We start from the raw sequence: 23,993 nt of genomic DNA, 5'->3' as shown, positions 1-23,993 counted from the left end.
TATTAGCCGCTATAATTATTGCTGAATGTGTGAAGTGTGCTGCCTGAGGTCAGTTTCCTGCTATTGCTTTACATATTCTTTTTGCCAGACCCGGTCCTTCATAAATAAAGCCCGAGTATATCTGTACAAGGCTGGCCCCTGCCCGACGCTTATCCAGTGCGTCTTGTGCAGAAGATATGCCTCCCACCCCAATGACTGGAAAAGCATTTTCGGACCGGTCACAAAGATAACGAATTACTTCCGTTGACCGGTGTGTTAAAGGTGCCCCACTTAACCCGCCTGCACCTATTTTGTCAACTTCCTGCTGAGGTGTTTTAAGATTGGCCCGGCTGATAGTCGTATTGGTGGCAATCACCCCGGCAATGCCCGTAACCTTCACTATATCAATAATGTCATCCAGCTGACTATCGGTCAAATCAGGCGCAATTTTAAGAAATATTGGCTTGGGCTGAAGCTTTTCTTTATTTTTTAACTGGAGTTCCCGCAGCAAACTGGTAAGTGGGCCTTTTTCCTGCAAGTCTCTCAGGCCCGGCGTATTGGGAGAGCTAACGTTCACCACAAAATAATCTACTACATCAAACAATTCTCTGAAACAGATCAGATAGTCACTCAGGGCCTGTTCATTGGGAGTGTCCTTATTCTTACCAATGTTCCCTCCTACCAAAATCTTCGATTTCCTTTGTTTCAGCTTATGGGCCGCTACTGCTGCACCTTTGTTGTTAAAACCCATCCGGTTGATCAGGGCGCGGTCAGACTTTAACCTGAAAAGCCTTGGTTTCTCATTTCCAGGCTGCGGCCGTGGTGTCACCGTCCCGATTTCGATAAACCCAAACCCCAATGCTTCCAGTTCGTCAACCATTTCCGCATTTTTATCAAATCCGGCCGCTAGTCCTACGGGATTCCTGAACCTGAGCCCGGCAATTTCCTGAACGAGCCCGGGGTGCTCGTAAGTATAGACACTTCTGAGAATGGATGGGATAAAAGGGATTTTGAAAGCCAGATGAAGCACTTCGCACACAAAATAGTGAACACGCTCAGCATCAAAAAGAAATAATATCGGGGAGATCAGTAACTTATACATCCTGCAAAAATAAGATGTTCGGCGGAAGGGAAGGCCGGGAAGCAGGGAATTATTTTTGAAAGTGAAAAAAATAAGCGCTGTTACTACAGAACCCTGATGGCCAAAATGAACCCCTCCAGAGGATCATAAACCGAGCAACTCAACGAGCCGGACCGCTGCCAAGGTACAGAGCAGTACCCCAGCAATCCGAGATTTCACCTCCCGGGCAGCAGGTATGGTAAGTAACTTACGGTTGGATTACCATCCACCTGTTTACTACTTAAATAGTCTATGTACAGCATTTAAAGTTGAAATAATAAAACAAACACCTAATTTTAACCTTTATATGTCACCAACTGGTATTTAAGTTGGTTATTTAAGCAAATATTTGCCCCCATTTAACAGTTACAGGAGAGACCACCCGCTTATGTATCACAAAAAGTTATTCGCCTCTCTTTTTCTGGCCCTTTTATTTCTTTCCATATTCTTTTTAAAAGACCGCTTTCAAATACCTCCTTATCAGGATGAATTTCATTACCTGGCCACAGCAATCCAATTCAGTAAGGAACCGTTCCCTTCTCTCTGTCTGCTTACAAGCTATGGTGAACTAAATACTCCGATTCCATTTATCCTGGGAGGCTGGGTAGTTCATCTATTGGGCGAAGACCTTTTGTACCTGAGAATATTAACTTCTCTGTTCAGCTTTTCGTTACTCATGCTTTTCATTTGGAACAGTCCTGATAAATCGCGCAGGTTCTGGGTTTGCCTGCTGGGGCTGCTGTTATTTCCAAACTATTACCTGGTCAGCGTTTATTATTACACCGACATCTTTGCCATGTTTTTTGTTCTGGCAGGTATAGTGACCTATCTCCGGAAAGCGCATTGGGCAGGCATGCTGCTGTTTGTGGCGGCTGTGTCCTGCAGACAATATATGTTGGCATTTCCAGCGGCAATTGTTGCTTTTGAAATTATTCCCAGCCTTTTAAAAACAGGTCAGCTAAAAGCTTTGCCGCAGCAGTTGGCTGATAACCGGGTGTGGCTCTATTACGTCGCCGCCGTATTAAGCATTGTTCCATGGATGATGCTCTGGAACGGCCCGGCACCGGCACCTGTGATGGCTGAACAGTATTACACTTCCGATAAACTGATTCAATACAATTTCGGCTTCGTACTCTATGCCTCCGCTGTAGTAGCTGCTTATTACGTCATTCCCGAAATGCTTTTTACGGGCAAATTCAGATATTACCTGACTTACCCTGTAAGATATCCCAAAATATTTACAGCTTTTTTTATTTTCACCATAACACTTGCGATAGGTTTTCCGGCCCGGCAAACCTACAATCCCTATTTTACCTGGCCCTATTTGGGTTACCTTGACCAGGGGCTGGTAGCCATTGGCATAACCGGTTTGATGAAGCAGATAATTTTTGCGCTGCTCATGCTGCTCACGTGCATGCGTTTTATAACACCGCCATTTAACCTCGCCAGCTGGATAGTCGTAATTAATATACTGATACTTGGCAAAGCTCAATTGTCCTGGGACAAATATTCACTACCTCTGATCATGGCTCTTTGGTTTTTGGCTATGTTTGACCAACACCAGCATCCAGTTCCTGACGATGCCGAACTGGAACCCGAATTAATGGAGGAAACAAAATAATAACAATATATTTATGGTGCCCAAACCAGTAACTGAGCAAAGTGAACAGTTCAAAGCAGGCAGAGCCAACAGATCAGTTTTTCGATCATAAATTCAAGCCAGCATACCCCATCGGCGTGTAGTCCGACAATGGCAAAGCATAAAGTTGTTCATGATAAAGGTTTTTGAATGAGATGAATTTTACATTTTTAAAGAGGACCCTTTTCCTCATCATTTTATGCACCTGGGCCGGTCAAAGCCATGGACAGCGTTTTTATTCCGTTGTTTTCAACAATCTTCCTAAAGATAACCAGCTTTATGCCAGGGAAGACGACAATACTGCCGAAGTTCCTATTTCGGGTTTAATCGAGACGGCAGGCTGGGACCACATGTCCGTAGTGACCTATCGTAATCAGGAACGCCTGGCCTACAATAAAGCTATGCTCAACTATGGTAGCAACTTCTTTGCCAATTTTGACTTGAAACCTAAGATCAAAGCCGAAATGGCCGATTACAGTTTTGAGATTTATGCCTGCAAAACAACAGATTCGGTATTGATTGCAAAGCGCATAGAGGTGGTGGCAGGTGATTTTTATGTGATCAGCGGACAGTCCAATGCATCCGCCAGTCAATACGGCAGTTGGTCCAGCAAATATGCACGAACCATTGCCAGAATTCCTGACAATGACCCCAGTGTTCTGCCCGGTGATACCCTTTGGGTCCAGTCGTCCTGGTCGTGGCCTTATACCGGTGCATGGGGAATTGAGCTTCAGAAAAATATCCTGGAAAACTATGGTATTCCCACCTGTGTCATCAACGGAGGCCTACCGGGCTCTTTCATTTCCTACCATCTGGACAGGAACGCGCAAGACCCTTCCACCCCTACGCTTTACGGCCTTTTATACCGTCGTATCAAGGCCGCCAGGGCAAAGAGGATCAGAACGTTTTTCTGGTACCAGGGTGAGCAGGAAGCACTGGAGAACATTCCGAATTACGCAGCACAATACGATAAGCTCTTCAAGTACTGGCAAACAGATTATCCGCAGGTAGAAAAATTCATGGTGGTTCAGATACCCGTTTTGTTTAACCCATATTACATAGCCGGTACCATCCGTGAGTTTCAACGAAGTACCAGGTACATCTACCCCAAAACCGATCATTTCAATGTATCAGGACTACCGGGCTTTGATGGCATCCATTACAGCCTGGCTGGCTACCAGGAACTTGGACGGAGATTTTATCGATTCCTGGCCCCTATGATTTACGGCGGAACCGATACAAGCAATGTAGCTTGCCCTGATATTGTGAAGGTATTTTATTCCAGTGAAAAAAAGGATGAAATAACGCTGCAGTACGAGAGCAACCAGACGCTTGTCTGGCCTAAAGATACTCTAATGGACGATGTGAACGGTAACAAATTCCTTAAAAGTCTCAGGGATGTCTATTTTTTCGATGGGGATGAATCAAAGCCAGCGGGTGTAACTGCAGGTAGCGCCTCCGGTAATTTTGTTACGCTGAAGCTGGCTGGCAGTTCTACAGCAAAAAAACTAAACTATCTTCCCGCCTATAAAGGAGAGCAGGTAAAAACCTACTATGGCCCATTCCTTAAAAACCTGCGCGGGCTGGGTGCTTTTTCATTTCAGGAAGTTGCCATTGCCGACGCACTCGTTTTCAGTAAACTAAAAGCTGAAGAATCGGACCGGGCCTCGGTTATGGTTTCCTGGGAATCCGCGGGCGCACAAACTTATGTCCTGGAAAAAATGGTGGAAAATGGTGGAGGATATCTGCCTCTTAAAACTTTCGATAGCAAAACGCTGAGTTATGAAGATACCGATGTGTCGGCGGGTGTAACTTATAGTTATCGTATCCAAGCATTTAGTCCCGCCTCCCAGTCGGCTGCTCAAACTGTTACCATTAAAACCTCTCCCATACTTGCAGTTAACCCTCATGAGCAAGCGAGTTTCTGGGATATCTATCCCAATCCGGTTTCTGCTCAGCTTTCCATTGATTTCAAAACAAGTACCAGCGGAACGCTGCAATTATTCAATGTTGGTGGAGAAAAGATCAAATCGTTATATCTTAGTTCCTGTTCAGGCCAGCAGCTTAATATGGAATTACTTCCTGCCGGGCCTTACATTATCTCATTTACTAAAAGGGACGGAACGATCCTCAGCAGAAAAATTCTGAAAAAATAGGTTGATCTGAACCCAGCCCGCTGGCCCGGGCGGGCTTCCTATTTCCTCCCTATCTTGTTTTATAAACAATTTGAATACTCCCCAAACAACGCAGAATGATACCGGAACAATTTTAAATTCCGCCTTTCTTCGTTTTTTTATACTTTTATGTAACAATTTCTCTCTAAATACCGTTAAACCTCATGAGGGTTTAATGATCAAAATGCTGTCTGAAAGGCAGTGACTATTCCAATACCCTTATCAGCATACACTTCATAATTAACCAGAAAGGTTCTCATAAATAGCTATCCGCCAGCAGGTCAGGGATTTTCTGTTTTGTTGTCATAGAGATGGGCGTGGTAGTATGGAGGCCGCAAACGAAATTTTTGATTTCCCTTAACATATTTAAATTTAATTGATGTGAGAAGATTTTATTTTCTTGTCTGCTCTTTAGTACTATTTAGCTCCTTCATAGTTTTAAATGCCGATGCCTCTTCATTTTCCTTTCGGCGTGCTGATGGCGGTAAATTAATCGGCAAGGTGGTTGAGTCGCCCGGCAATGCAGGTGTAAGTTTTGCCACCATTGCGCTCTTAACGAAAGATTCGACCCTGACAGAGGGCGTTGTGGCAGATGAAAATGGTGTGTTTACCATGTCCAATGTCAAGCCGGGCAGTTATATTTTGCGGGTCACCAACATGGGTTATCAGACCTTGTTTGTGGCGAAAGTCAGTGTTGCTCCCGAATCCAGCATCGTTGACCTGGGGAATCTGACCCTTTTGCCAGAAGCCCAGAAACTGAATGAGGTTGTTGTCCGTGGAGAAAAAAGCATGATCGTGGATGATATTGATAAAAAAACGATCAACATAGGCAAAGACCTGCTGGCTACCAGTAACAATGTGAGCGATCTGCTGGAAAAATTACCTGCAGTATCCCTTGACGAAAACGGCAACCCGCAGGTGCGTGGAAAAGGCAATGTGGTAGTGCTGATAGACGGGAAACCTTCCAGTTTATATGGCAATGACCTGCCTACCATTCTTCAGTCCTTCCCCGCCAACCTGATCGAACGAATTGATGTAATGACCACACCTTCTGCCAAATACGAAGGAGACGGTGCCTCAGGGGTAATAGATATCATCACAAAAAAATCGAAGATCAGGGGAATCAACGGAGGTACCCGGGTGAGCCTTGGCAATAAGGATAATTACAACGGATCGGGTAATATAAGTCTGAAAACAGGCAAGCTGGGCATGAATGCTACCGTAAGTGGCGGCGTCAGGAATATGTACTGGAAAAGGAGGCTGAATCGTGAAAATTTCGCCGCGGCCCAAACAACTACGCTGGCGCAGGCCGGGCGCGGGCAAAACGAAGGGAATAACCTTTTCAGCAGGATCGGTGCAAACTACGACTTCAATGATAAAAACTCCCTGGAGGCTGGCATTAATTACTCCCGCGACCACAGCGATAATAACAGTACCTTACTGAACCAGACCGGCCTTACCAACGGTACAATCACCGAGGAATTCATCCGGAAATCCAAAAGTAATGGCAATGGCGATAATGTAAACATGAGCGTGGATTATCGCCACAAGTTTGCCGAAAAAGATCACCAGCTGAGTTTTACTGCCAATTATTCAATCGGCAGCTCGGATGGAGAATCCTCTTTCAACCTGGAAAGTGAGATAGAAAGCCTCGTCAAACAACAAAGGACATTCCGTGACAATAAGGGAAAATCGCTTTTCCTTAATTCTGACTATACCTGGCCCATCACGCCGAAATCGACACTGGAGGTAGGAGTCCGCTCCCGGATCAGTTCCAACGACAATACCAACGCATTTTATACTTACAATACCGACCAGCAAGATTTTGTTTTTGACCCGGCCATCAGTAATATTTTCGGTTACAGCGATGCGCTTTATACAGGTTTCATGACATTTTCTCAAAAAACCGATTTATGGGGGCTTCGCGCCGGGCTGAGGGTAACGGATTACAATCAGAAAATCAAGCAGATCAGTATCAACAACGAATTTGGCGTTCACTTTCTGACCTTAGTACCTTCTTTGGCTCTTACCAGAAAAATTAACGATGAGTCCCAGTTCAAACTCAATTACAGCAGAAGGGTGCAGCGTCCAGAAGCCGGCATGCTAAATCCTTACACGGACATATCGGATCCTCGCAACATCCAAAGCGGGAACCCCAATCTGAAACCAGAGTTTGTCCACAAGGCGGAAATGGGCTATTCCAATTACGAATCGTCCGGTGGCTGGGGGCCATCCCTTTTTATGGATTATTCCAACAATGCCATTACCCGGATACGGACCATCGATGAAGAGGGTGTATCGCTTACACGCTATGATAACGTGGGCCGGGAGCTTTCCTATGGCTTTGAAACAGACTTCTCGCAAAAAATAGGAGAATCAGTCAAATTAAACGCCAGCGGCAGGGTTTTCAGGAGCGAAGTGGTTTCGGATATTGCTCAGATCGACAACCGTACCTGGAGTTACTCCGGTAATCTCAACGCATTTATTACCTTGCCTATGGACTTCCGAGCCTCTGCTTATCTAAATTACGAAGGGCCGCGTGCTATTGCACAAGGAACCCGGGAGGGTGTATTTGTGGCAAATATGGGCATCAGAAAAGACCTGCTGGAAAAAAAAGCAACACTTTCATTTAACATTCAGGATATATTTTTATCAAGAGCGTACAAGAGTCAGCTCAGTACCGAAACCTATAACCAGAATTCACTCTGGCAGCAAACAAACCGGATGCTGAACCTTACCTTTCAATACCGGTTTGGGAAGATTTCTGCCTCCGGTGACGACGCGTGATATCTAACTATTTTTTGTATGAAGAAGGGCTGTGGCATTCACCACGGCCCTTCTTCTTTGTAGCCAAGCCCCTTCCCGAAAGGCGACAAAGTTTGATTTAATCGGGATAATGTATCAATTCAGTAATTTTATTGCCACATTTTCAGAATAATTGCGTGTATAAGTAACGGTTGGAATAGTTTTTGCTCTTTTTGGTTTAGGCAGATAAGGAATATATTCTTAATATTAAACCATCAGAACGGTAAATCATCTAAGTCCTGAACCGGATTAGAATACAGTTTCCGTATTTATAAATCAACAAAACAAAAACGATGAAAAAATCACTTAGCATTCTGTCTGCAATTCTGCTCGTTGCAACTTTAGGTTATGGGCAAAAAGTACCTGTAGATACCATTTTCGCGAATTTCTACAAAGCAACGGGCGGGCAAAACCTATGGAACGGTATCAAGACCTATAATCTTAAGCAAAGCTTTTCTGCCGTTGCCGCTTCTCCTTATGACGCCGATGTATCCGTTTCGGTTCCTGAGAAATCGATCTATAAATCCAAAACTATCATGAAGAGAAGTTTCGTCTATACAGTCAAAAATAACGAAGGCTGGATAAAGGTACCCATTGGCACCAAAATGGATGTAAAAGACCTGAGCGCAGCAGAACAAACAAACATGCGCTATGAGATATATGACGGGCTCGTGCCGTTCATTGATTATAAAAACCGCGGTTTAATTGCGACAACTGTGGGAATGGAGACCATCAACAGCATTCCTGTACATCAGGTAGAACTCCAGGGGAAAGACATTAAATATAATTTATGGTTTGATGCCAAAAGCGGCCTTCTTATCCGTAAGAAGGAAACACTGGCCGGTGTTGAAACGACCACGGAGCTTTCCAACTATACCAAATCTGCTTATGGAATTCTTTACCCTGCAAAAATGGTAGAGATCAATACAGTCGACAAAAAGCCCGTGACCATTACCTCAACCTTGACGGTGAATCCGGCGGTGAGTCCCGAGCTGTTTAAAAGATAAAAGTAAGGTTCAATCTGAATTCCTGGGTGGTGTACCAACCGGTAGGCTATCCAGGTTTTTTATAGCCCTGTACTGTCAAACAATTCTGTCTGAAATACACAGATAGGATTTAAAGTAGATTTATGAAGAAAGTATTAAAGGTGCTGGCAATAATAATCCTGACCATACTGATCCTGGTCGGAGTATTGATTTGGGGCATTCAGACCCCGGCAGGCCAAAACTTTCTGACTGCCCAGGCGAATACCTATCTTCGGAAGAAACTTAAAACCAAAGTGAATATAGACCAGATCCGCTTTGATATTCCGGACTGGGTTGTACTGGAAGGAGTTTTTGTTGCGGATACAAAAGGGGACACGCTCCTTGCGGGAAAAAAATTACGGGTTGACCTGGATATGTACTCCCTGATACAGGGGAATATAGGAATTAACAAAGTTGAGCTCAGTGGTATCCGTGCCAATATTTACAGGACACTGCCCGATACCGTTTTTAATTTCCAGTTTATTGTTGATGCATTTGCGAGCGGAGAACCCGCTGTGGAGGATACTACCTCCGCCCCGCTGGAAATGAGGCTGGACAATGTCTATCTGAAAGATGTACGGCTGTCGTACCGGGATGCTGTAACGGGTACGGATGCCGAAAGCATCATTGACACTGCAGCCGTCCATTTCGAAAAATTCAACCCGACGCTGTCTCAGTACCACCCTACGAAGTTATTCCTGGTTAACAGTTCCGCAAAAGTCCGGCTTTATGAGGCGTTAAAAAAAGATACCCCATCCAACCCCGCTGACCCTGCCGATTCCCTTGACCTGAAGGCAGGTGATCTGGATATCCGCAAGTTCCGGTGGACGTTTGTGGACGAAAATTCCGGCTTGCAGAATGGTGTTTCAGTGGACAAACTTTCCGGACACGTTAACCAGCTTTACATGGGCAGCCAGCGGGTGGACGTACGGAATGTACTCCTGGAAAATATGTCTGCTTATGCCTCTTTTGAAAAACGGCCAACACCGGAAGTTAAGGAACAAACGGACAGCGCCGCAACAGAAGAGCCAGGCTGGAACGTTAAAGTGGGAGAAATACTACTTGTCAACAACAGGCTTCAGTATGATGATTTCAATTCCCCGAAACAGCCCAAAGGACTGGATTATGCACACCTGGACATTAGCAGTCTTAATATAAAACTTAAAGATTTTCTGTTTTCTTCAGAAAACATAGCCGGTCAGCTACTATCCGGCTCGCTTCGAGACAAGAGCGGGTTTGGCATTCAGGAACTCAGAACTGACTTTGCTTATGGTGCCAGGGAAACCTATCTCAAAAAGCTGCTGCTGAAAACAGGGAAAACTACGCTACAAGACGAACTGATACTGAAATACAAAGATATTGACCAGCTTGCCGAAGATATCGCAAATGTGCAGGTAAAACTCAGGTTAACCAATAGCCAGGTTGGATTTGCCGATCTGCTGTTGCTGGTACCTGATCTGGCCAAAACACCCCCATTTGACAAAACTCCCAATGGTTTCCTGAAGGGTTCGGGAATAGTAACAGGTTCGGTTAATAATCTTCTGATTTCGAAGGCGAACTTTAGCATGCTGAATACAACAGCCCTGAAAATGGATGGCCGGATCAGCGGACTACCCGACGCCGGTAAACTGGCTATGGATCTTAACATCAGCGAGCTAACTTCTGGCAAGGATGACATCCTGATGCTATTACCGGATAGTACTTTGCCCTCCTCAGTAGAAATCCCGGAAAAGATCAGTATTTCTGGAAAGATCAGGGGAGTTATGTCCAACCTGAACCTGAATACCACGATCAATACTTCTTTTGGTGTGGGTACTTTTTCCGGAAACCTCAAGAATATTTCGGATAGCTTAAAAGCAGAATATGATGGTAATCTGTCGTTTACCGAGTTTGACCTCGGAAAATTACTGAAACAACCTCCCCAGGAAATGGGAAAGCTCACTCTGTCAACCACGGTCAGCGGCAGAGGTTATGCGTCCAAAACCATGCAGGCTAATCTGGACGGAACCATACAGCGTGCGGATATCAAGGGATATATCTACAACAATCTGACGCTGAAAGGAAGTGTGGACAAAGGCCTTGCCAACGTGCAGGCGACGATGGCGGATGAGAATATCAAGGTTGCAATTGACGGAGAGGCAGATTTATCCAAACAATATCCTTCTGTAAAAGGAGAAGTTAAAATTGACGAGTTAAATCTTACTGCCCTCCATTTATATCCCGACTCCCTTCAGGTAAAAGGCGATGTTAAAATTGACTTTCAATCTACTCAACCAGACGCCCCCCTGGGCAGTATTGCCATTCACGACTTGGTACTGACACATCATGGCAGGCCTGTTGCTGTGGATAGTATCCAGGCGGTTGTAAGCGATAGTTCCGGTACAAAAAGGGCAGCCATCAACTCCCCCTTCCTGAAGGCAGAGCTAACAGGAAATTTTGTATATCCTGAACTGGCCGATGCCATACTTACCGAGGTAGGCAAGCATTTTAAATCTCCTGGCCTTGCCTATAAGGAAGTTACAAAACCCGTAAATTTTGATTTTGCAGCAACGCTGACCAATCATCCCGCACTCAGGATATTCGTACCACAATTACAGGAACTGAACCCCGTAAACTTTAAAGCAAGGCTCGACAACCAGCAGGATTCCACCATTGTAGCACGCCTGAGCTTACCTGTGGCCGTTTACGACAGTATCAGGACGGAGCGTGTGGCCGTGAGTTTTGTAACCGTTGCGGAGAAGGCCGCTTTCAATTCCACAATGGGCCTTTTGAATACGGGTGGTTTCCGAATGCAAAATGTTTCCCTGCAAGGTGACATGATTGATAATGATATCCGGTTCGACCTCACCGTCAGGGATTCAGTGAATACTGATCGCCATGCAGTGAAGGGGGATTTGGCCATTGACAGAAGTAAATACAAGCTTAGCCTGCGGGAAGGGCTTTTACTCGATTACAAAAAATGGGAAACCAATCCGGAAGGCCTGATAGAATATTCTACCGACAGCCTGCTGGTAAAAAATATTGAGATTAGAAACGAGTATCAAAAACTCAGGATCAACTCTACCACAGGAGTACCAAACGGGCCACTCGAAATAACGATGGACAGTATCGCCGTCGGCCCGATGGTCGCTTTGGCAACAAGGGACTCTACACTTGCCTCGGGTACGCTGGGAGGTAAGATCACACTTATTAATTACATGACTACCCCGCTTTATACCGGCGAGTTTCATATCAATAACCTCGCAGCCATGCAGATCCCCGTGGGGAACCTGGCACTTAAGTCAACCAACGAAACCGAAAATAAAATCCTGGTTGAAACGACGCTTAAGGGTAATGGCAACGATATTTCCATCAACGGATATTACAGTCCAAAAGAGAAAAATCCGCTGGATTTTACCATGGATCTTAAACAGCTCAGTGCCAAAACAGTGGAAGCATTCAGTTTCGGACAATTGAAACGAGCCACAGGAAATCTGACGGGCAAAGCTACCATTACCGGCTCCACGGATATCCCCAAAATAAATGGCGCTATCAATTTTGATGATGTGGCCTTTAACGTCACGCAATTGGGTGCCCGCTACTCCCTTGCCAATCAGAAAATACAGTTTGACGGGCAGCAGATTAACTTTAATAATTTTGTTGTTTCAGATACCCTCAACCAAAAATTAACGGTAGACGGAAACGTTAATATCGCCCGAATACCGGATGTTACCTATGACCTTAAAATAGCTGCGAAAAACTTTACGGTTCTTAACTCAACACAAAAGGAGAACAACCAGTTTTATGGCAAGGCTGTAATTGACGCTAACATGACGGTGAAAGGTGCCGGAACAAAATCCGTTATTGATGGCAACGTGAAAGTAGACGCGGGAAGTGATGTAACCGTTGTACTCACAAACGACGCAACTGAGGCGGGTGATGCTACCAAGGGTGTGATCGAGTTCGTGGATATGAGTGATTCAACACAGGTAACCCGGGCAGACTCCATTGATCTGAATACGGGCCCGGTTGGGAACTTTGCCCAGCAGATTTCCATGGAGCTCGCTGTGGATGATAAATCACAGTTTAGGGTAGTAATTGACGAACTGAACGGCGACAACATCAAGCTGAAAGGGAATGCAGAACTCACGGCAGGTATAGCACCAAACGGCCAGTTATTTTTGCTGGGAGCCTATGACCTGACGGAAGGCTCCTATGATATAACCCTTGAAATCCTGAAAAGGCAGTTTCAGATACAAAAAGGCAGTAACCTCATCTGGACCGGCGACCCCATGAAAGCCGAATTGAACATTACAGCCTCGTACCCCGTCATGGTTGACCCCGGCTCCATTTCCAATACTTTAAAAAGCGGCAGAAAAGTACCTATTGATGTTCAGATTGTGATTACGGGTAATTTATCCAATCCCAATATCGCATTCAAGATCACCCCTTCTTCCACTGTTACGTCCGACCTGGCAAAGGAAATCACCACACAGCCATTCTGGACCAATATGGAGATGAGTCCGTCAGAAGTAAACAAGCAAGCATTTGCTTTGCTGATCACCAACCGGTTCATAACAGACCAGTCTGCTTCGTCTTTTAATATCAATAACAGTGCCGAAGCCATTGCCCGCCAGAGTGTGAGCCAGCTGCTGAGCGATCAGCTCAATAATCTGGCCTCGGACCTTGTAAAGGGGGTTAACCTGGATTTAAATCTTAATTCAACCACCGACCAGTCAGCAGGGGCCCGCACCGACCTCAGCGTGGGCCTGAGCAAAGCATTTTTAAACGACCGGCTGAAAATTTCCATTGGTAAAAACTTTGAACTTGAAAACCAGAGCGGCGCGGCCGGTTCGTCGGAAGTATTTGACAACATAGCACTGGATTATGCCGTTTCAAGGGATGGCCGGTACCTGTTCAGAGCATACCGAAAAAACCAGTATCAGTCCATTCTGGAAGGGTTTATAGTGGAAACCGGCGTAAGTTTTATCATTACCGCCGACTACAACGTATTCCGGGAATTTTTCCAAAAGCAACAAAATGAGAAGTAGTTTCATAATCTTGCTGGTTATAAGTGTGTGGCTGAGCGGTTGTTCGGTTAACAAATATATTCCTGCCGGTCAAAGCCTTTACATTGGAAATTCTGTTAAAGTAACGCCGGATTCCGTATCCAAACCAAATGTGTCGGGATTGGCTGATAACCTGGAGAGTATTATCAAACCCGCTCCCAACAAGACAATTTTTGGCTCCCCCTGGAAAGTATGGTGGTACTATGTCATCGGTGAGCCCAAAGACGAAGGAGGTTTACGCTCCTGGTTCCGGAAAAAACTTGGTGAACCACCTGTATTTGCCTCCCAGCGCATTGTGGATATTAATGCAGCCAATATGGTCGCTTTTCTCGACAATGAAGGTTTCTATCGGTCCGGCGTCAAAGGGAGGCTGATAGAAAATAAAAACCGCACCTCCAGAGCGGAATACAGTGCCTACGTAATGCCCCGCTATTTTATCAATGAGATCAGCTATGTAGTGCCCGACAGCAGTGATTTTAACAAAGATCTGGTACTGGCAAAAAAAGAGACCTATCTCCGCAAAGGTGATCCGATCCGGCTCGACGTCATCACGGCTGAAAGATCCAGAATCGACAATGAATTAAAGGGCAAAGGATATTACTTTTTCAACCCCGACTACCTGATCGTGAAGGTAGATTCCACCATTGGCAGAGCAGATTCTACCATGAACCCACAGCAGGTAAATCTGTATCTGGAAGTGAAACCTCAAACCGTTCAGACCGCCCTGAAACAGTATTACATCAACCGGATTTTTGTCAATACCGGTACCCAGGACGATGGTTCAAGTGACACTGTTTCGGTAAACAATGGCCGTTTAAGGAGAGGTATTACGGTACAGGATCCGGGAAAAAGATACAAACGCCGGATTTTCTATGACGCCATCGGTTTCCGCCGGGGAAATATGTATACCAACACCATGCAGAATGTTTCGCTGACAAGGCTGGTGAATCTGCAGAATTTCAAATTTGTAAAAAATCGCTTTGAAGTAGTACCCCGCTCCGACTCCGCTCTGCTGGATATTCACTATGATCTGTCCCCGCTAAAGAAAAAATCACTTCAGACCATCATCAGCGCGAGTACCAAATCTAACAACCTCAGTGGTTCCCAGCTTGATGTTAACTGGAAAAACCGCAATTTTTTTAAAGGCGCGGAAATGCTCACGCTCAGCGCATATTTTGGTTTTGATGTTCAGCTGGGCGGTAATAAAATTGCCAATCCCAATCGCATCGGTAACGAATACATCCGGTATGGTGCCAGGGCAGACCTCTCCTTTCCAAGGTTTATTGTTCCATTTCTAAGGATAAGACCGGAGAAAAGCCAGCTCTTGCCCAAAACGATCCTGTCCCTGAATTACGAAAACAGGGTGCAGACAGGCTTTTTTACTACTACCTCCATCCGGGGCGACTGGTCTTATGTCTGGAGCAAAAGTTCAAGGCTGGAACATACCCTTACGCCCATTTCGCTCAACTTCATCGAACCCCGTAATGTGAATACCGAAAAACTGGTGAATATCATTACCAATCCTAATACCAACCCGCTTGACGCCGAAAGGTACATCAGGATACTGGAAGCAAAATACTTCCTGGCAGGTTCCAATTATACGGTAAGTTTCAGACCTACCCCCAGGCCATTCAGTAAAAATCAGTTTATTCTGATCGGCGGTATTGATTACGGAGGAAACCTGTTAAGCTTATTCTCAAAAACTCCGTCGGATGGCCGACCCAAAGAATTTATAGGTGTTCCTATCTTTCAGTATGCCAAAGCGGACGCTGAAATCCGGTATTACCGTACCATTACACCCGGGATACGCTGGGCCAACAGGCTGATTGCCGGAGCCATCAAACCCTACGGTAACTCCAGTAATATGCAGACACCGCTGTTTAAACAATATTTTGCCGGAGGAAGTACTGGCATAAGAGCCTTCCGTGCAAGGTCTCTGGGCCCAGGCGCTTACCGGCCCGACTCCCTCTCCATAGTACAGCTAGGCTACCAGGCACAGGGAGATATCCGCCTGGAATTTAACACTGAGTTACGTCTGCAGTTTACCAAGGTACTCAACGGAGCCGTTTTCATGGACGCAGGTAACATCTGGTCGATACCCGATGCCGAAAGGTCAGGTTACGACGAAAGAGCCATCATTGGCAAAGATTTCCTCAAGCAGGTTGCCGTGGGCGGAGGTATAGGCCTGAGGCTTGACTTTTCGTACCTCATTTTCCGTCTGGACCTGGCCACACCCTTCAGAAAGCCTTGGTATACCGCAGAACCAATCACATCGGACGATCCCGAAGCACCGGCCCGCTACAAAAATCCGTGGGTATTTAAGGAGATTAATTTCGGCAGCAAAGCATGGAGAAAGGAGAATCTTGTACTCAACATTGCCGTCGGATTACCTTTCTAAGGCTCAACATTTTTAATATCCTGGCACAATTCAATTAAAACGCCGTATGTGCTTTTGGGATGTACGAAACAAACGAGCTTGTGATCTGCTCCGATTTTTGGCTTTTCGTTCAGCAAAACAAAACCTTCATTTTTCAATCGCTCCATCTCGGCACCGATGTCGTTTACTTCAAATGCGATGTGATGTATTCCTTCCCCTTTTTTATCTATAAACCTGGCAATGGGACTATCTGTGTCTATTGCCTGTAAAAGTTCAATTTTAGTTTCATTGATCTGGAAAAATGAAGTCATCACTGATTCGGATTCTACCGTTTCTCTCTTATAGGAAGCTACTCCCAGCAGCTTTTCATAGAGTGCCTCTCCAGAACCAAGGTCTTTCACCGCTATGCCAATATGTTCAACATTAATAAACATAAGCTGTACCTCTGAAAAATTTTACTTGCGGTTATCTCCTCCGCCTACCATACTAAGATAGCTCTCATATCTGCTGAAAGCAATTGCTCCTTCAGCAACCGCCTCTTTCACCGAGCAGCCTGGCTCGTTAATATGCTGGCAATTATTAAATCTGCATTGATTTAACAAGGCGCGCATTTCAGGGAAATAATGGCTTATTTCATCAGGTTTCATATCTGCCAGCCCCAATTCCTTAATCCCCGGAGAATCAATGATAAATGTACCCTCTCCAAGTTCAAACATTTCTGCAAAGGTGGTGGTGTGCACCCCCTTATTGGCAAAAGTGGAAACCTCCTGCGTTTTCAGTTCCAGACCAGGCGCAATGGCGTTAACCAAAGTGGACTTTCCCACACCGGAATGCCCGGACAATAAGGACGTTTTGCCCTTCATCAGATCATGAAACTCCTGCAACCCGGCACCTGTAACCGCTGTGGTTGTCAGACAGGTGTATCCCAGGCTTTCATACAAGCCGATCAGTTCATCCTGAAAAGCTTTCATTTCTTCATGGATGAGATCCTGTTTGTTGAAAACAAGCACACCCGGAATACGGAAAGACTCTATGGCCACCAAAAACCTGTCAATAAAACCCAGCGACGTTCTTGGAAATACCAGCGTCGCAATTAAGATCGCCTGGTCAACGTTGGCCGCAATCAGGTGCCCATGCCCCGTTTTATGCACCGAACTCCTGATCACATAGTTGTTCCTGGGAAAAATTGTGTCGATAATCCCAAAATTCTCTCCTGAATCTTCTATCTCATAGCCCACAAAATCTCCCACGGCAATAGGATTGGTAACCTTCAGGCCCATTGTCTTAAACTTTCCCTTAAGCCTGCACTGCCAGATATGGCCGTTATCGGCATCACGCACATCATACCACGAACCTGTGGATCTGGTAACCAACCCTTTTCTTGACACGTCTTATTATTATTCTTGTTACAGTTGGGAGCGAATATAGCAGATTAACATTCTTTAAGGAACAAAAATTAGTTTGTAAGTTCCCGCGTTACCTGTTTTATCCTACAGCCACAGAGGTGGTTCATTGAACTTCACAGGAGATAAAATTAATCGTCATGTATTCAGAGTAAATTCATATTTGTTATAATTTTATGATAATAAGTTTTTTTGGGCTCGAAACAAGCTTAATAATAAATTTTTTTAATAATTCTGCTTATTAATATTTGTTATTTTCTTATATTGTGCACAGCATTTTATAAAAATTGTTAATATACTCCTGACATTTAATTTATCCCGCTCCACTTTATGGACTTTCAAGTTGAAGAACCAAGTTCCGTTATTGATATTCGTAAAAAACCGTATCAGAAGCAATTTATTGCTTCATCTGTATAAAAATGGTGATACTTCTATCAACAAAATGGCACGGTTGTTCCACGCCAGTATCCCGTCGGCTACTGGAATCGTGAACGAACTTATCAGGGAAGGTTGGATCATTGAAACAGGAACCGGACCAGCCAGAGCGGGCCGTCCTCCGGTACTCTATGGCTTGAACTCCAAAAAATACCTTTCGCTGATCATGGACATCAACCGCCATGGTACGCAACTTGTGATTTTTGATATGTACAACCAGCTTATTGTCAAACGAAAAGTTGACATCAGGCTGGATGACTCGCCCCATTTTCTTGAACTCCTTTTTGCGGAAACTGAGATATTCCTGTCTTCACATCATATTTCTCCTGACAAATTATGGGGCATAGGTGTTTCCATGCCCGGACTGATCAATACCTCGCAGGGCGTAAACCTTACCTATCTGAACCTTACTCCGCCTGGCGTTCCGCTGGTTTCGTACCTGAGGAAACACTTCAATATGCCGGTTTGCCTGTTTAACGATACCAAAGCTACCACCATCGGAGAACACCGGTTCGGATTTGCGGTTGATAAATCGCAGGTACTCACCATTAACATCGACTGGGGTGTTGGACTTGGTATTATTATCAATGGAGAAGTTTTCAACGGGGCATCAGGCTTCGCCGGAGAGCTCGGACACATTCAGGTTAAACCTGACGGTATGTTATGTCACTGTGGAAAAATAGGCTGCCTGGACACCATCACTTCCGCTATGGCTTTGATACGCCAGGCGAAAGATGGCATTACAAACGGAAAAGCGACCATCCTAACCCAGATTGTACAGGGCGATCTTTCCAAACTGGATACCTCCCATATTATTGAGGCAGTTCATGCAGGTGACGAATTTTCAATAGATCTTTTGGGAAATGTGGGGACGGAGCTTGGAAAGGGCCTTGCAACAGCTGTGCACCTTTTCAATCCGGAAGTGATCATCGTGGGCGGTTTGCTTGCCGAAGCAGGCCCCTTTATTTCAAACCCTATTGAACAGGCCATTAATAAGTACTGCCTTTCCGACTTCAAGAATTCACTTTCCATACATATCTCGAAACTGGGGGCAAAGGCCAGGTTGCTGGGCACGCAGGCCTATCTTTTCGAGCATCTGATTGCCAAAGAATTTTCCTGAAATACCATTTTAAACTGACTTGGGAGTACAAAACGATCTGTTGGGTACTCCTATTTTTTTATCAGTTGCGCAACCATGCCCATTACTGCATCGGTTGCCCCGGTGCGCTGTGCTACATATCCTGCACAAATACTCCCCGCCAGCCTCATTTGCTCCGGATTGCTGATCCAGCCTTCCATCTGCTTTAGCGTTTCCCCGGTATCCGAAACAGCAACTGCACCTTTAAGCGCAATCAAATCCTTCGCTTCCTGGAACTTATGATAGCCCTTAGCCCCAAAGATGACCGGCAATCCGAAAGTGGCTGCTTCCAGAATATTGTGTAGTCCTGCTCCAAATGATCCGCCAATGAAGGCCATATCTCCGTAACGGTATAATGACGACAGCATGCCAATGTTATCAATGATCAGATAATCGGCCATTGCCAGGTTGTGCTCCGACAACTCGGAATATAATACTGCTTTCCCATCCAGAGATTTCACCCACATGCTGATCTGTTCCTTTCTGATCTCATGCGGAGCGATAATCGCTTTTAACCTGCCCCGGGTTTGATTCAAAACCGGAACAAGTACCTCCATATCATTTCCCCAGACCGAGCCAGCTACCAGCCGTGGCCGGTCGTCCATAAAACTTACAATTTCGGGGCGCCCGGCAGCTGCTGACGCAATGCTCATCACGCGGTCGAAACGGGTATCTCCGGCAACCGAGCAGTTCCTGATACCCACCTGATGAAGGAGTGCCAGCGACTCTTCGTTCTGTACATGAATGTGATCAAAACAGGAAAGAAGGCTCCTGTAAAAACCTCCATAAGGTTTGAAAAATATCTGCCCCGGACGAAAAATAGCTGAAAAAGAAATGATATGACAATTCCTGCTGCGAAGTTCTTTCAGAAAATTATACCAGAATTCATATTTGATAAAAAAGGCAAATGCTGGTTTTAATATCTCCAAAAACCACTTACTGCCCGCCACCGTATCAAAGGGAATATAACAGATGAAATCAGCACCAGCATAATTCTTCCGGACCTCATAACCAGAAGGAGAAAAAAAACTGAGAACAATATAATAATCCGGATATTGCTTACGGAACGCCTCCATAACCGGTCTCCCTTGCTCAAACTCCCCCAGCGATGCTGCGTGAAACCAGGCAACTGGTGCATCTGCCGGGATACGGTTACGAAAATCGCGGAGCTTTTGCTGCAGGCCCTTTCTGCCTTCCACGCCCAGCCGCATCTTGGAACTGAACAAAGCACCTACCGACATGGCCGCCTTAAGTGCTTGAATACCGGCCTGATAAAAAAAAGAAGTCAAGGGCTAAAGAATGAATTGTTTAACTATCTTCGGCCCAATTTTTTGCGGACCATCAATTTCACAAAACGAAAAAAAGTAAGCTGATAGCAGGCTGTTTCATTTCTTTTTTCGTTTATAGAACATAAAAGTACAAAAAACCGTTAATCACGCAGGGACGAAAGGAAGAATATGCCGATTAAATTAGTATATTCACTGCCCCCTAGCGATGCTTGACAGTTACACAAGGAAAGACATAACCTATCACATGAGTCGTATAAAACTTTTACTTTCCATCATCCTTGTGGCAGGACTTTCCGCCACAGTACTGGGGCAACGCAGCAGGATTAAATCAGAAGACGCCGAAGAGAGGTATAAAACCTTTACCTCAGGAGGCGTTACCACAAATACCAATTCAGGGATATTGGGTGGAGTTGTTTTCCGCCAGTCTTCCGCATTGCAAGCTAAACTTTTCGGCAAAAACCAGTATAAGTACCTCGCTGTTGAGCTGGTGAATGTCAAACATCCGAAAGAACTTTCCCAGCAGGATTTCGTAACGGGAGCCAGGCTGGTTTATGGCAAAGAGAACTATCTTTTTGTACTCCGTCCTGAATATGGGAGAGAGATTACTTTATTTAACCGTCATGAAGACGAAGGCATTTCCATTAGCGCCATTCTGGCAGCAGGCCCATCGCTGGGTATAGAAAAGCCTTACATGATCCAGTATCAGACAGCGGACGGACGGGTGGTTACCGAGCCCTTTGATCCCGTTAAACACACCGGCAGCTCTCAGGGTGCAGGAATTGTAGGAGCAGGAAGTTTCTTTCAGGGTTTCGGGCAGAGTAAAATCATTCCGGGACTTCACGTTAAAACAGCTTTAAGCTTTGAACTAAGTGCTTTCAGAGAAAACGTAACAGGTATTGAAATTGGTTTTCTTGCCGAAGGGTTTACCAGAAAAGCGCAAATCATGGCATTCGCAGAAAACAAAAGTTTTTACACTTCCGGATTCATAACCCTTTATTTCGGAAGCAAGAAAAGGTAACGGGTTATCTTGTTAAGAATATATCCCCAGGCTAATTACAGCCAAATAGATTTTTATAATATGATTGAATTACCAGTGATACCATCCGAACGCAGAAAACGTCCGGATTGGTTGCGGGTGAAATTGCCCGCCGGACCCGAGTTCCGGAAAGTCCGCCAATTAGTTGATAACTATAAACTTCACACCATCTGCGAGAGTGGCAGCTGCCCCAATATGGGCGAGTGCTGGGGTGCGGGTACGGCAACTTTCATGATCTTGGGTAATGTTTGTACACGCAGTTGCAGCTTTTGCGCGGTAGCAACAGGCCGCCCGAATGAATACGATGCAGACGAGCCCAGGAGGGTAGCCGAGGCCATCAAACTGATGCAGGTAAAACATGCCGTAATTACCTCCGTAAACCGGGATGAACTGAAAGATCGCGGCGCGGAAATATGGTATCAAACGGTGGTGCAGGTGAAACAGAATACGCCTGAAACAACCATAGAAACCTTAATTCCCGATGTTAAAAACAATTGGGATGCACTGATCCGGATGATTGAGGGAGGCCAGGAAGTGGTATCTCACAATATGGAAACCGTAGAACGCCTTTACCGCGGCGTTCGGCCGCAGGCTAAATATGTCCGAAGTCTGGAGCAGATCAGGCGGACCAAGGAATACGGGCAACGAACCAAGTCGGGCATCATGCTAGGACTTGGAGAAACCGTGGAAGAGGTGTACAAAGCGATGGACGACCTCGTTGAAAATGGGCTGGACATACTTACCCTAGGACAATATCTGCAGCCCACCAAAATGCACCACGAGGTAATCGAATGGATAACCCCCGAAATGTTTGAAAACTACAAACAGGAAGGTTTGAGAAGGGGCCTCAAATATGTTGAATCGGGCCCTTTGGTGCGATCCAGCTATCACGCAGAAAGGCATGTGAACGTGCCTATTTAAAGTTGGGATTACCTCTTTACTATCAATGCTCCGGCCATTCCAGAAACCTGGCCGGAGCATTTTTATTTTCACAGGATGAGTTCGCCTATTATCCGACTAGACTATATTTGATTTTCCGGATTTAAAATTTGTTTAATCTCTTAAAAAAATTCAATTTTGTCGGATAATACCCAGTACCAGAACACACACGCAATGCAAGATTCATTTTAAAAACAGTCAATTTATGCCATATTTATTTACCTCGGAATCGGTTTCCGAAGGACACCCGGATAAAGTAGCCGATCAGATTTCGGATGCCCTGATTGATAACTTTTTAGCCTGGGATACCACCAGTAAAGTAGCTTGTGAAACACTGGTAACGACTGGTCAGGTAGTGTTAGCCGGTGAAGTAAAAACCAATACCTATCTGGATGTACAGAAAATCACACGGGAGGTCATCCGTAAAATCGGATATACCAAAAGTGAGTATATGTTCGAGGCTAATTCATGCGGTATACTATCTGCCATTCACGACCAGAGCGCAGACATTAACCAGGGTGTGGACCGGGTAGCGGTTTCGGAAAATTTTGAAGAAAAAGCGAATGCGCAAGGTGCTGGCGACCAGGGGATGATGTTTGGATATGCCACCCGTGAAACCGAAAATTACATGCCTCTGGCTTTGGATCTTGCTCACAAGATCCTGCAGGAAATGTCCTCCATTCGCAACAACGAACTGGAATTAATTCCATATCTCCGCCCCGACGCCAAATCACAGGTAACCATTGAGTACAGTGACGAAAATGTACCACAACGTATTGATACAATAGTAGTATCCACACAACACGACGACTTCGATTCCGAAGAAAGCATGCTGGCCAGGATCAAATCAGACATCATCGAGATTGTGATTCCCCGGGTAAAAGCGAAACTTACTCCGGAGCTGCAACAATTATTTAATGCCGATATTACTTACCATATTAACCCAACCGGAAAATTCGTTATCGGCGGGCCGCACGGGGATACCGGGTTAACAGGTAGAAAAATCATCGTAGATACCTACGGCGGAAAAGGCGCACATGGTGGTGGTGCCTTTTCAGGAAAAGATCCTTCCAAAGTGGACCGTTCCGCAGCTTATGCCACCCGCCACATTGCAAAAAACATGGTTGCTTCCGGGCTTTGCGATGAAGTTCTGGTTCAGGTATCGTACGCAATCGGTGTGGCTACTCCCTGCGGACTTTATGTGAATACCTATGGAACTTCAAAAGTTGCAGCTAACGACGGTGCGATTGCGGAGAAAATTGGCGAGATTTTTGACATGCGCCCCTACGCAATAGAACAACGCTTAAAACTACGTAACCCGATCTACTCGGAAACAGCTGCTTACGGCCACATGGGGCGTAAAAATGAAATTGTAAAAAAATCATTTAAAGGTGCCAACGGAGACGAAAAAGAAGTGGAGGTTGAACTATTTACATGGGAGAAGCTTGATTTCGTAGATAAGATCAGGGAATCGTTTGCTTTGTAAGTTGCAAGTTTGTTAAAATAATATCAGGGGGAGGAAAGCTTGATGGCTTTCCTCCTTTTTTAATATTCCGATACTTCCAGCTAGTATTTCCTGATTTGAG

At 45.2% G+C, this 23,993-nt stretch carries 14 protein-coding genes; 10 read left to right on the top strand and 4 right to left on the bottom strand.

Annotated elements, in window-relative coordinates; all coding sequences use genetic code 11:
* Positions 1-49: 49 nt before the first annotated feature.
* Complete coding sequence (locus tag KOE27_RS01825; RefSeq protein WP_215237156.1) at positions 50-1,081, bottom strand: quinone-dependent dihydroorotate dehydrogenase; 1,032 nt, start codon at positions 1,079-1,081, stop codon at positions 50-52.
* 406 nt (positions 1,082-1,487) lie between these two features.
* On the opposite strand from KOE27_RS01825, the gene KOE27_RS01820 reads away from it, so the two are divergent.
* From KOE27_RS01820 to tamL, 6 genes are all read left to right on the top strand, one after another.
* Positions 1,488-2,720, top strand: coding sequence for a Dol-P-Glc:Glc(2)Man(9)GlcNAc(2)-PP-Dol alpha-1,2-glucosyltransferase (locus KOE27_RS01820; RefSeq protein ID WP_215237155.1), 1,233 nt, complete (start codon positions 1,488-1,490; stop codon positions 2,718-2,720).
* A 173-nt stretch (positions 2,721-2,893) separates the two neighbouring features.
* On the top strand, positions 2,894-4,894 hold the full coding sequence (locus tag KOE27_RS01815; protein ID WP_215237154.1) for a sialate O-acetylesterase: 2,001 nt from the start codon (positions 2,894-2,896) through the stop codon (positions 4,892-4,894).
* A 399-nt stretch (positions 4,895-5,293) separates the two neighbouring features.
* A complete protein-coding gene (locus KOE27_RS01810) occupies positions 5,294-7,699 on the top strand; it encodes a TonB-dependent receptor domain-containing protein (RefSeq protein WP_229252592.1) in 2,406 nt (801 codons plus the stop codon).
* A 311-nt stretch (positions 7,700-8,010) separates the two neighbouring features.
* Positions 8,011-8,724, top strand: a complete 714-nt coding sequence (locus tag KOE27_RS01805) for a hypothetical protein (RefSeq protein WP_215237153.1) — start codon at positions 8,011-8,013, stop codon at positions 8,722-8,724.
* A 122-nt stretch (positions 8,725-8,846) separates the two neighbouring features.
* Positions 8,847-13,772, top strand: a complete 4,926-nt coding sequence (locus tag KOE27_RS01800) for a translocation/assembly module TamB domain-containing protein (RefSeq protein WP_215237152.1) — start codon at positions 8,847-8,849, stop codon at positions 13,770-13,772.
* Positions 13,762-16,188, top strand: a complete 2,427-nt coding sequence (gene tamL, locus KOE27_RS01795; protein WP_215237151.1) for a translocation and assembly module lipoprotein TamL — start codon at positions 13,762-13,764, stop codon at positions 16,186-16,188. Before KOE27_RS01800 ends, tamL begins: the two co-directional genes overlap by 11 nt.
* Here the strand turns inward: tamL and mce are convergent.
* A complete protein-coding gene (gene mce, locus KOE27_RS01790; protein WP_215237150.1) occupies positions 16,185-16,601 on the bottom strand; it encodes a methylmalonyl-CoA epimerase in 417 nt (138 codons plus the stop codon). The two genes, tamL and mce, sit on opposite strands and share 4 nt — an antisense overlap.
* Before the next feature lie 21 nt (positions 16,602-16,622).
* Positions 16,623-17,555: a ribosome small subunit-dependent GTPase A gene (gene rsgA, locus KOE27_RS01785; protein WP_215237149.1), complete on the bottom strand. Its 933-nt coding sequence runs from the start codon at positions 17,553-17,555 to the stop codon at positions 16,623-16,625.
* Positions 17,556-17,913: 358 nt separating this feature from the next.
* Here rsgA and KOE27_RS01780 point away from each other — a divergent pair, with 358 nt between their 5' ends.
* The gene (locus KOE27_RS01780; protein ID WP_229252591.1) at positions 17,914-19,125 is read left to right on the top strand and encodes an ROK family protein; all 1,212 of its coding nucleotides are present in this window, start codon (positions 17,914-17,916) and stop codon (positions 19,123-19,125) included.
* A gap of 50 nt (positions 19,126-19,175) precedes the next feature.
* On the opposite strand, the gene KOE27_RS01775 is transcribed toward KOE27_RS01780, so the two are convergent.
* Positions 19,176-20,432, bottom strand: coding sequence for a 3-deoxy-D-manno-octulosonic acid transferase (locus tag KOE27_RS01775; RefSeq protein WP_229252590.1), 1,257 nt, complete (start codon positions 20,430-20,432; stop codon positions 19,176-19,178).
* A gap of 244 nt (positions 20,433-20,676) precedes the next feature.
* On the opposite strand from KOE27_RS01775, the gene KOE27_RS01770 reads away from it, so the two are divergent.
* The 3 genes from KOE27_RS01770 (at position 20,677) to metK (ending at position 23,893) form a co-directional block, all read left to right on the top strand.
* Positions 20,677-21,450, top strand: a complete 774-nt coding sequence (locus KOE27_RS01770) for a hypothetical protein (protein WP_215237148.1) — start codon at positions 20,677-20,679, stop codon at positions 21,448-21,450.
* 60 nt (positions 21,451-21,510) lie between these two features.
* The gene (gene lipA / locus KOE27_RS01765) at positions 21,511-22,389 is read left to right on the top strand and encodes a lipoyl synthase (RefSeq protein ID WP_215237147.1); all 879 of its coding nucleotides are present in this window, start codon (positions 21,511-21,513) and stop codon (positions 22,387-22,389) included.
* Between the two features lie 223 nt (positions 22,390-22,612).
* The gene (gene metK, locus KOE27_RS01760) at positions 22,613-23,893 is read left to right on the top strand and encodes a methionine adenosyltransferase (RefSeq protein WP_215237146.1); all 1,281 of its coding nucleotides are present in this window, start codon (positions 22,613-22,615) and stop codon (positions 23,891-23,893) included.
* Positions 23,894-23,993: the final 100 nt, after the last annotated feature.

This window comes from Dyadobacter sp. CECT 9275, from assembly GCF_907164905.1.
In the GTDB taxonomy this organism is placed as follows: domain Bacteria; phylum Bacteroidota; class Bacteroidia; order Cytophagales; family Spirosomataceae; genus Dyadobacter; species Dyadobacter helix.
Note: the sequence above shows the minus strand (reverse complement) of the source record. Positions and strands in the feature narration are given on the sequence as shown.

Excerpts from the sequence above, each read along its gene's own strand:
- KOE27_RS01800 (WP_215237152.1), top strand. The coding sequence starts at position 8,847 with ATGAAGAAAGTATTAAAGGTGCTGGCAATAATAATCCTGACCATACTG.
- metK (WP_215237146.1), top strand. The coding sequence starts at position 22,613 with ATGCCATATTTATTTACCTCGGAATCGGTTTCCGAAGGACACCCGGAT.
- KOE27_RS01770 (WP_215237148.1), top strand. The coding sequence starts at position 20,677 with ATGAGTCGTATAAAACTTTTACTTTCCATCATCCTTGTGGCAGGACTT.
- tamL (WP_215237151.1), top strand. The coding sequence starts at position 13,762 with ATGAGAAGTAGTTTCATAATCTTGCTGGTTATAAGTGTGTGGCTGAGC.
- lipA (WP_215237147.1), top strand. The coding sequence starts at position 21,511 with ATGATTGAATTACCAGTGATACCATCCGAACGCAGAAAACGTCCGGAT.
- KOE27_RS01805 (WP_215237153.1), top strand. The coding sequence starts at position 8,011 with ATGAAAAAATCACTTAGCATTCTGTCTGCAATTCTGCTCGTTGCAACT.
- mce (WP_215237150.1), bottom strand. The coding sequence starts at position 16,601 with ATGTTTATTAATGTTGAACATATTGGCATAGCGGTGAAAGACCTTGGT.
- KOE27_RS01815 (WP_215237154.1), top strand. The coding sequence starts at position 2,894 with ATGAATTTTACATTTTTAAAGAGGACCCTTTTCCTCATCATTTTATGC.
- KOE27_RS01820 (WP_215237155.1), top strand. The coding sequence starts at position 1,488 with ATGTATCACAAAAAGTTATTCGCCTCTCTTTTTCTGGCCCTTTTATTT.
- KOE27_RS01825 (WP_215237156.1), bottom strand. The coding sequence starts at position 1,081 with ATGTATAAGTTACTGATCTCCCCGATATTATTTCTTTTTGATGCTGAG.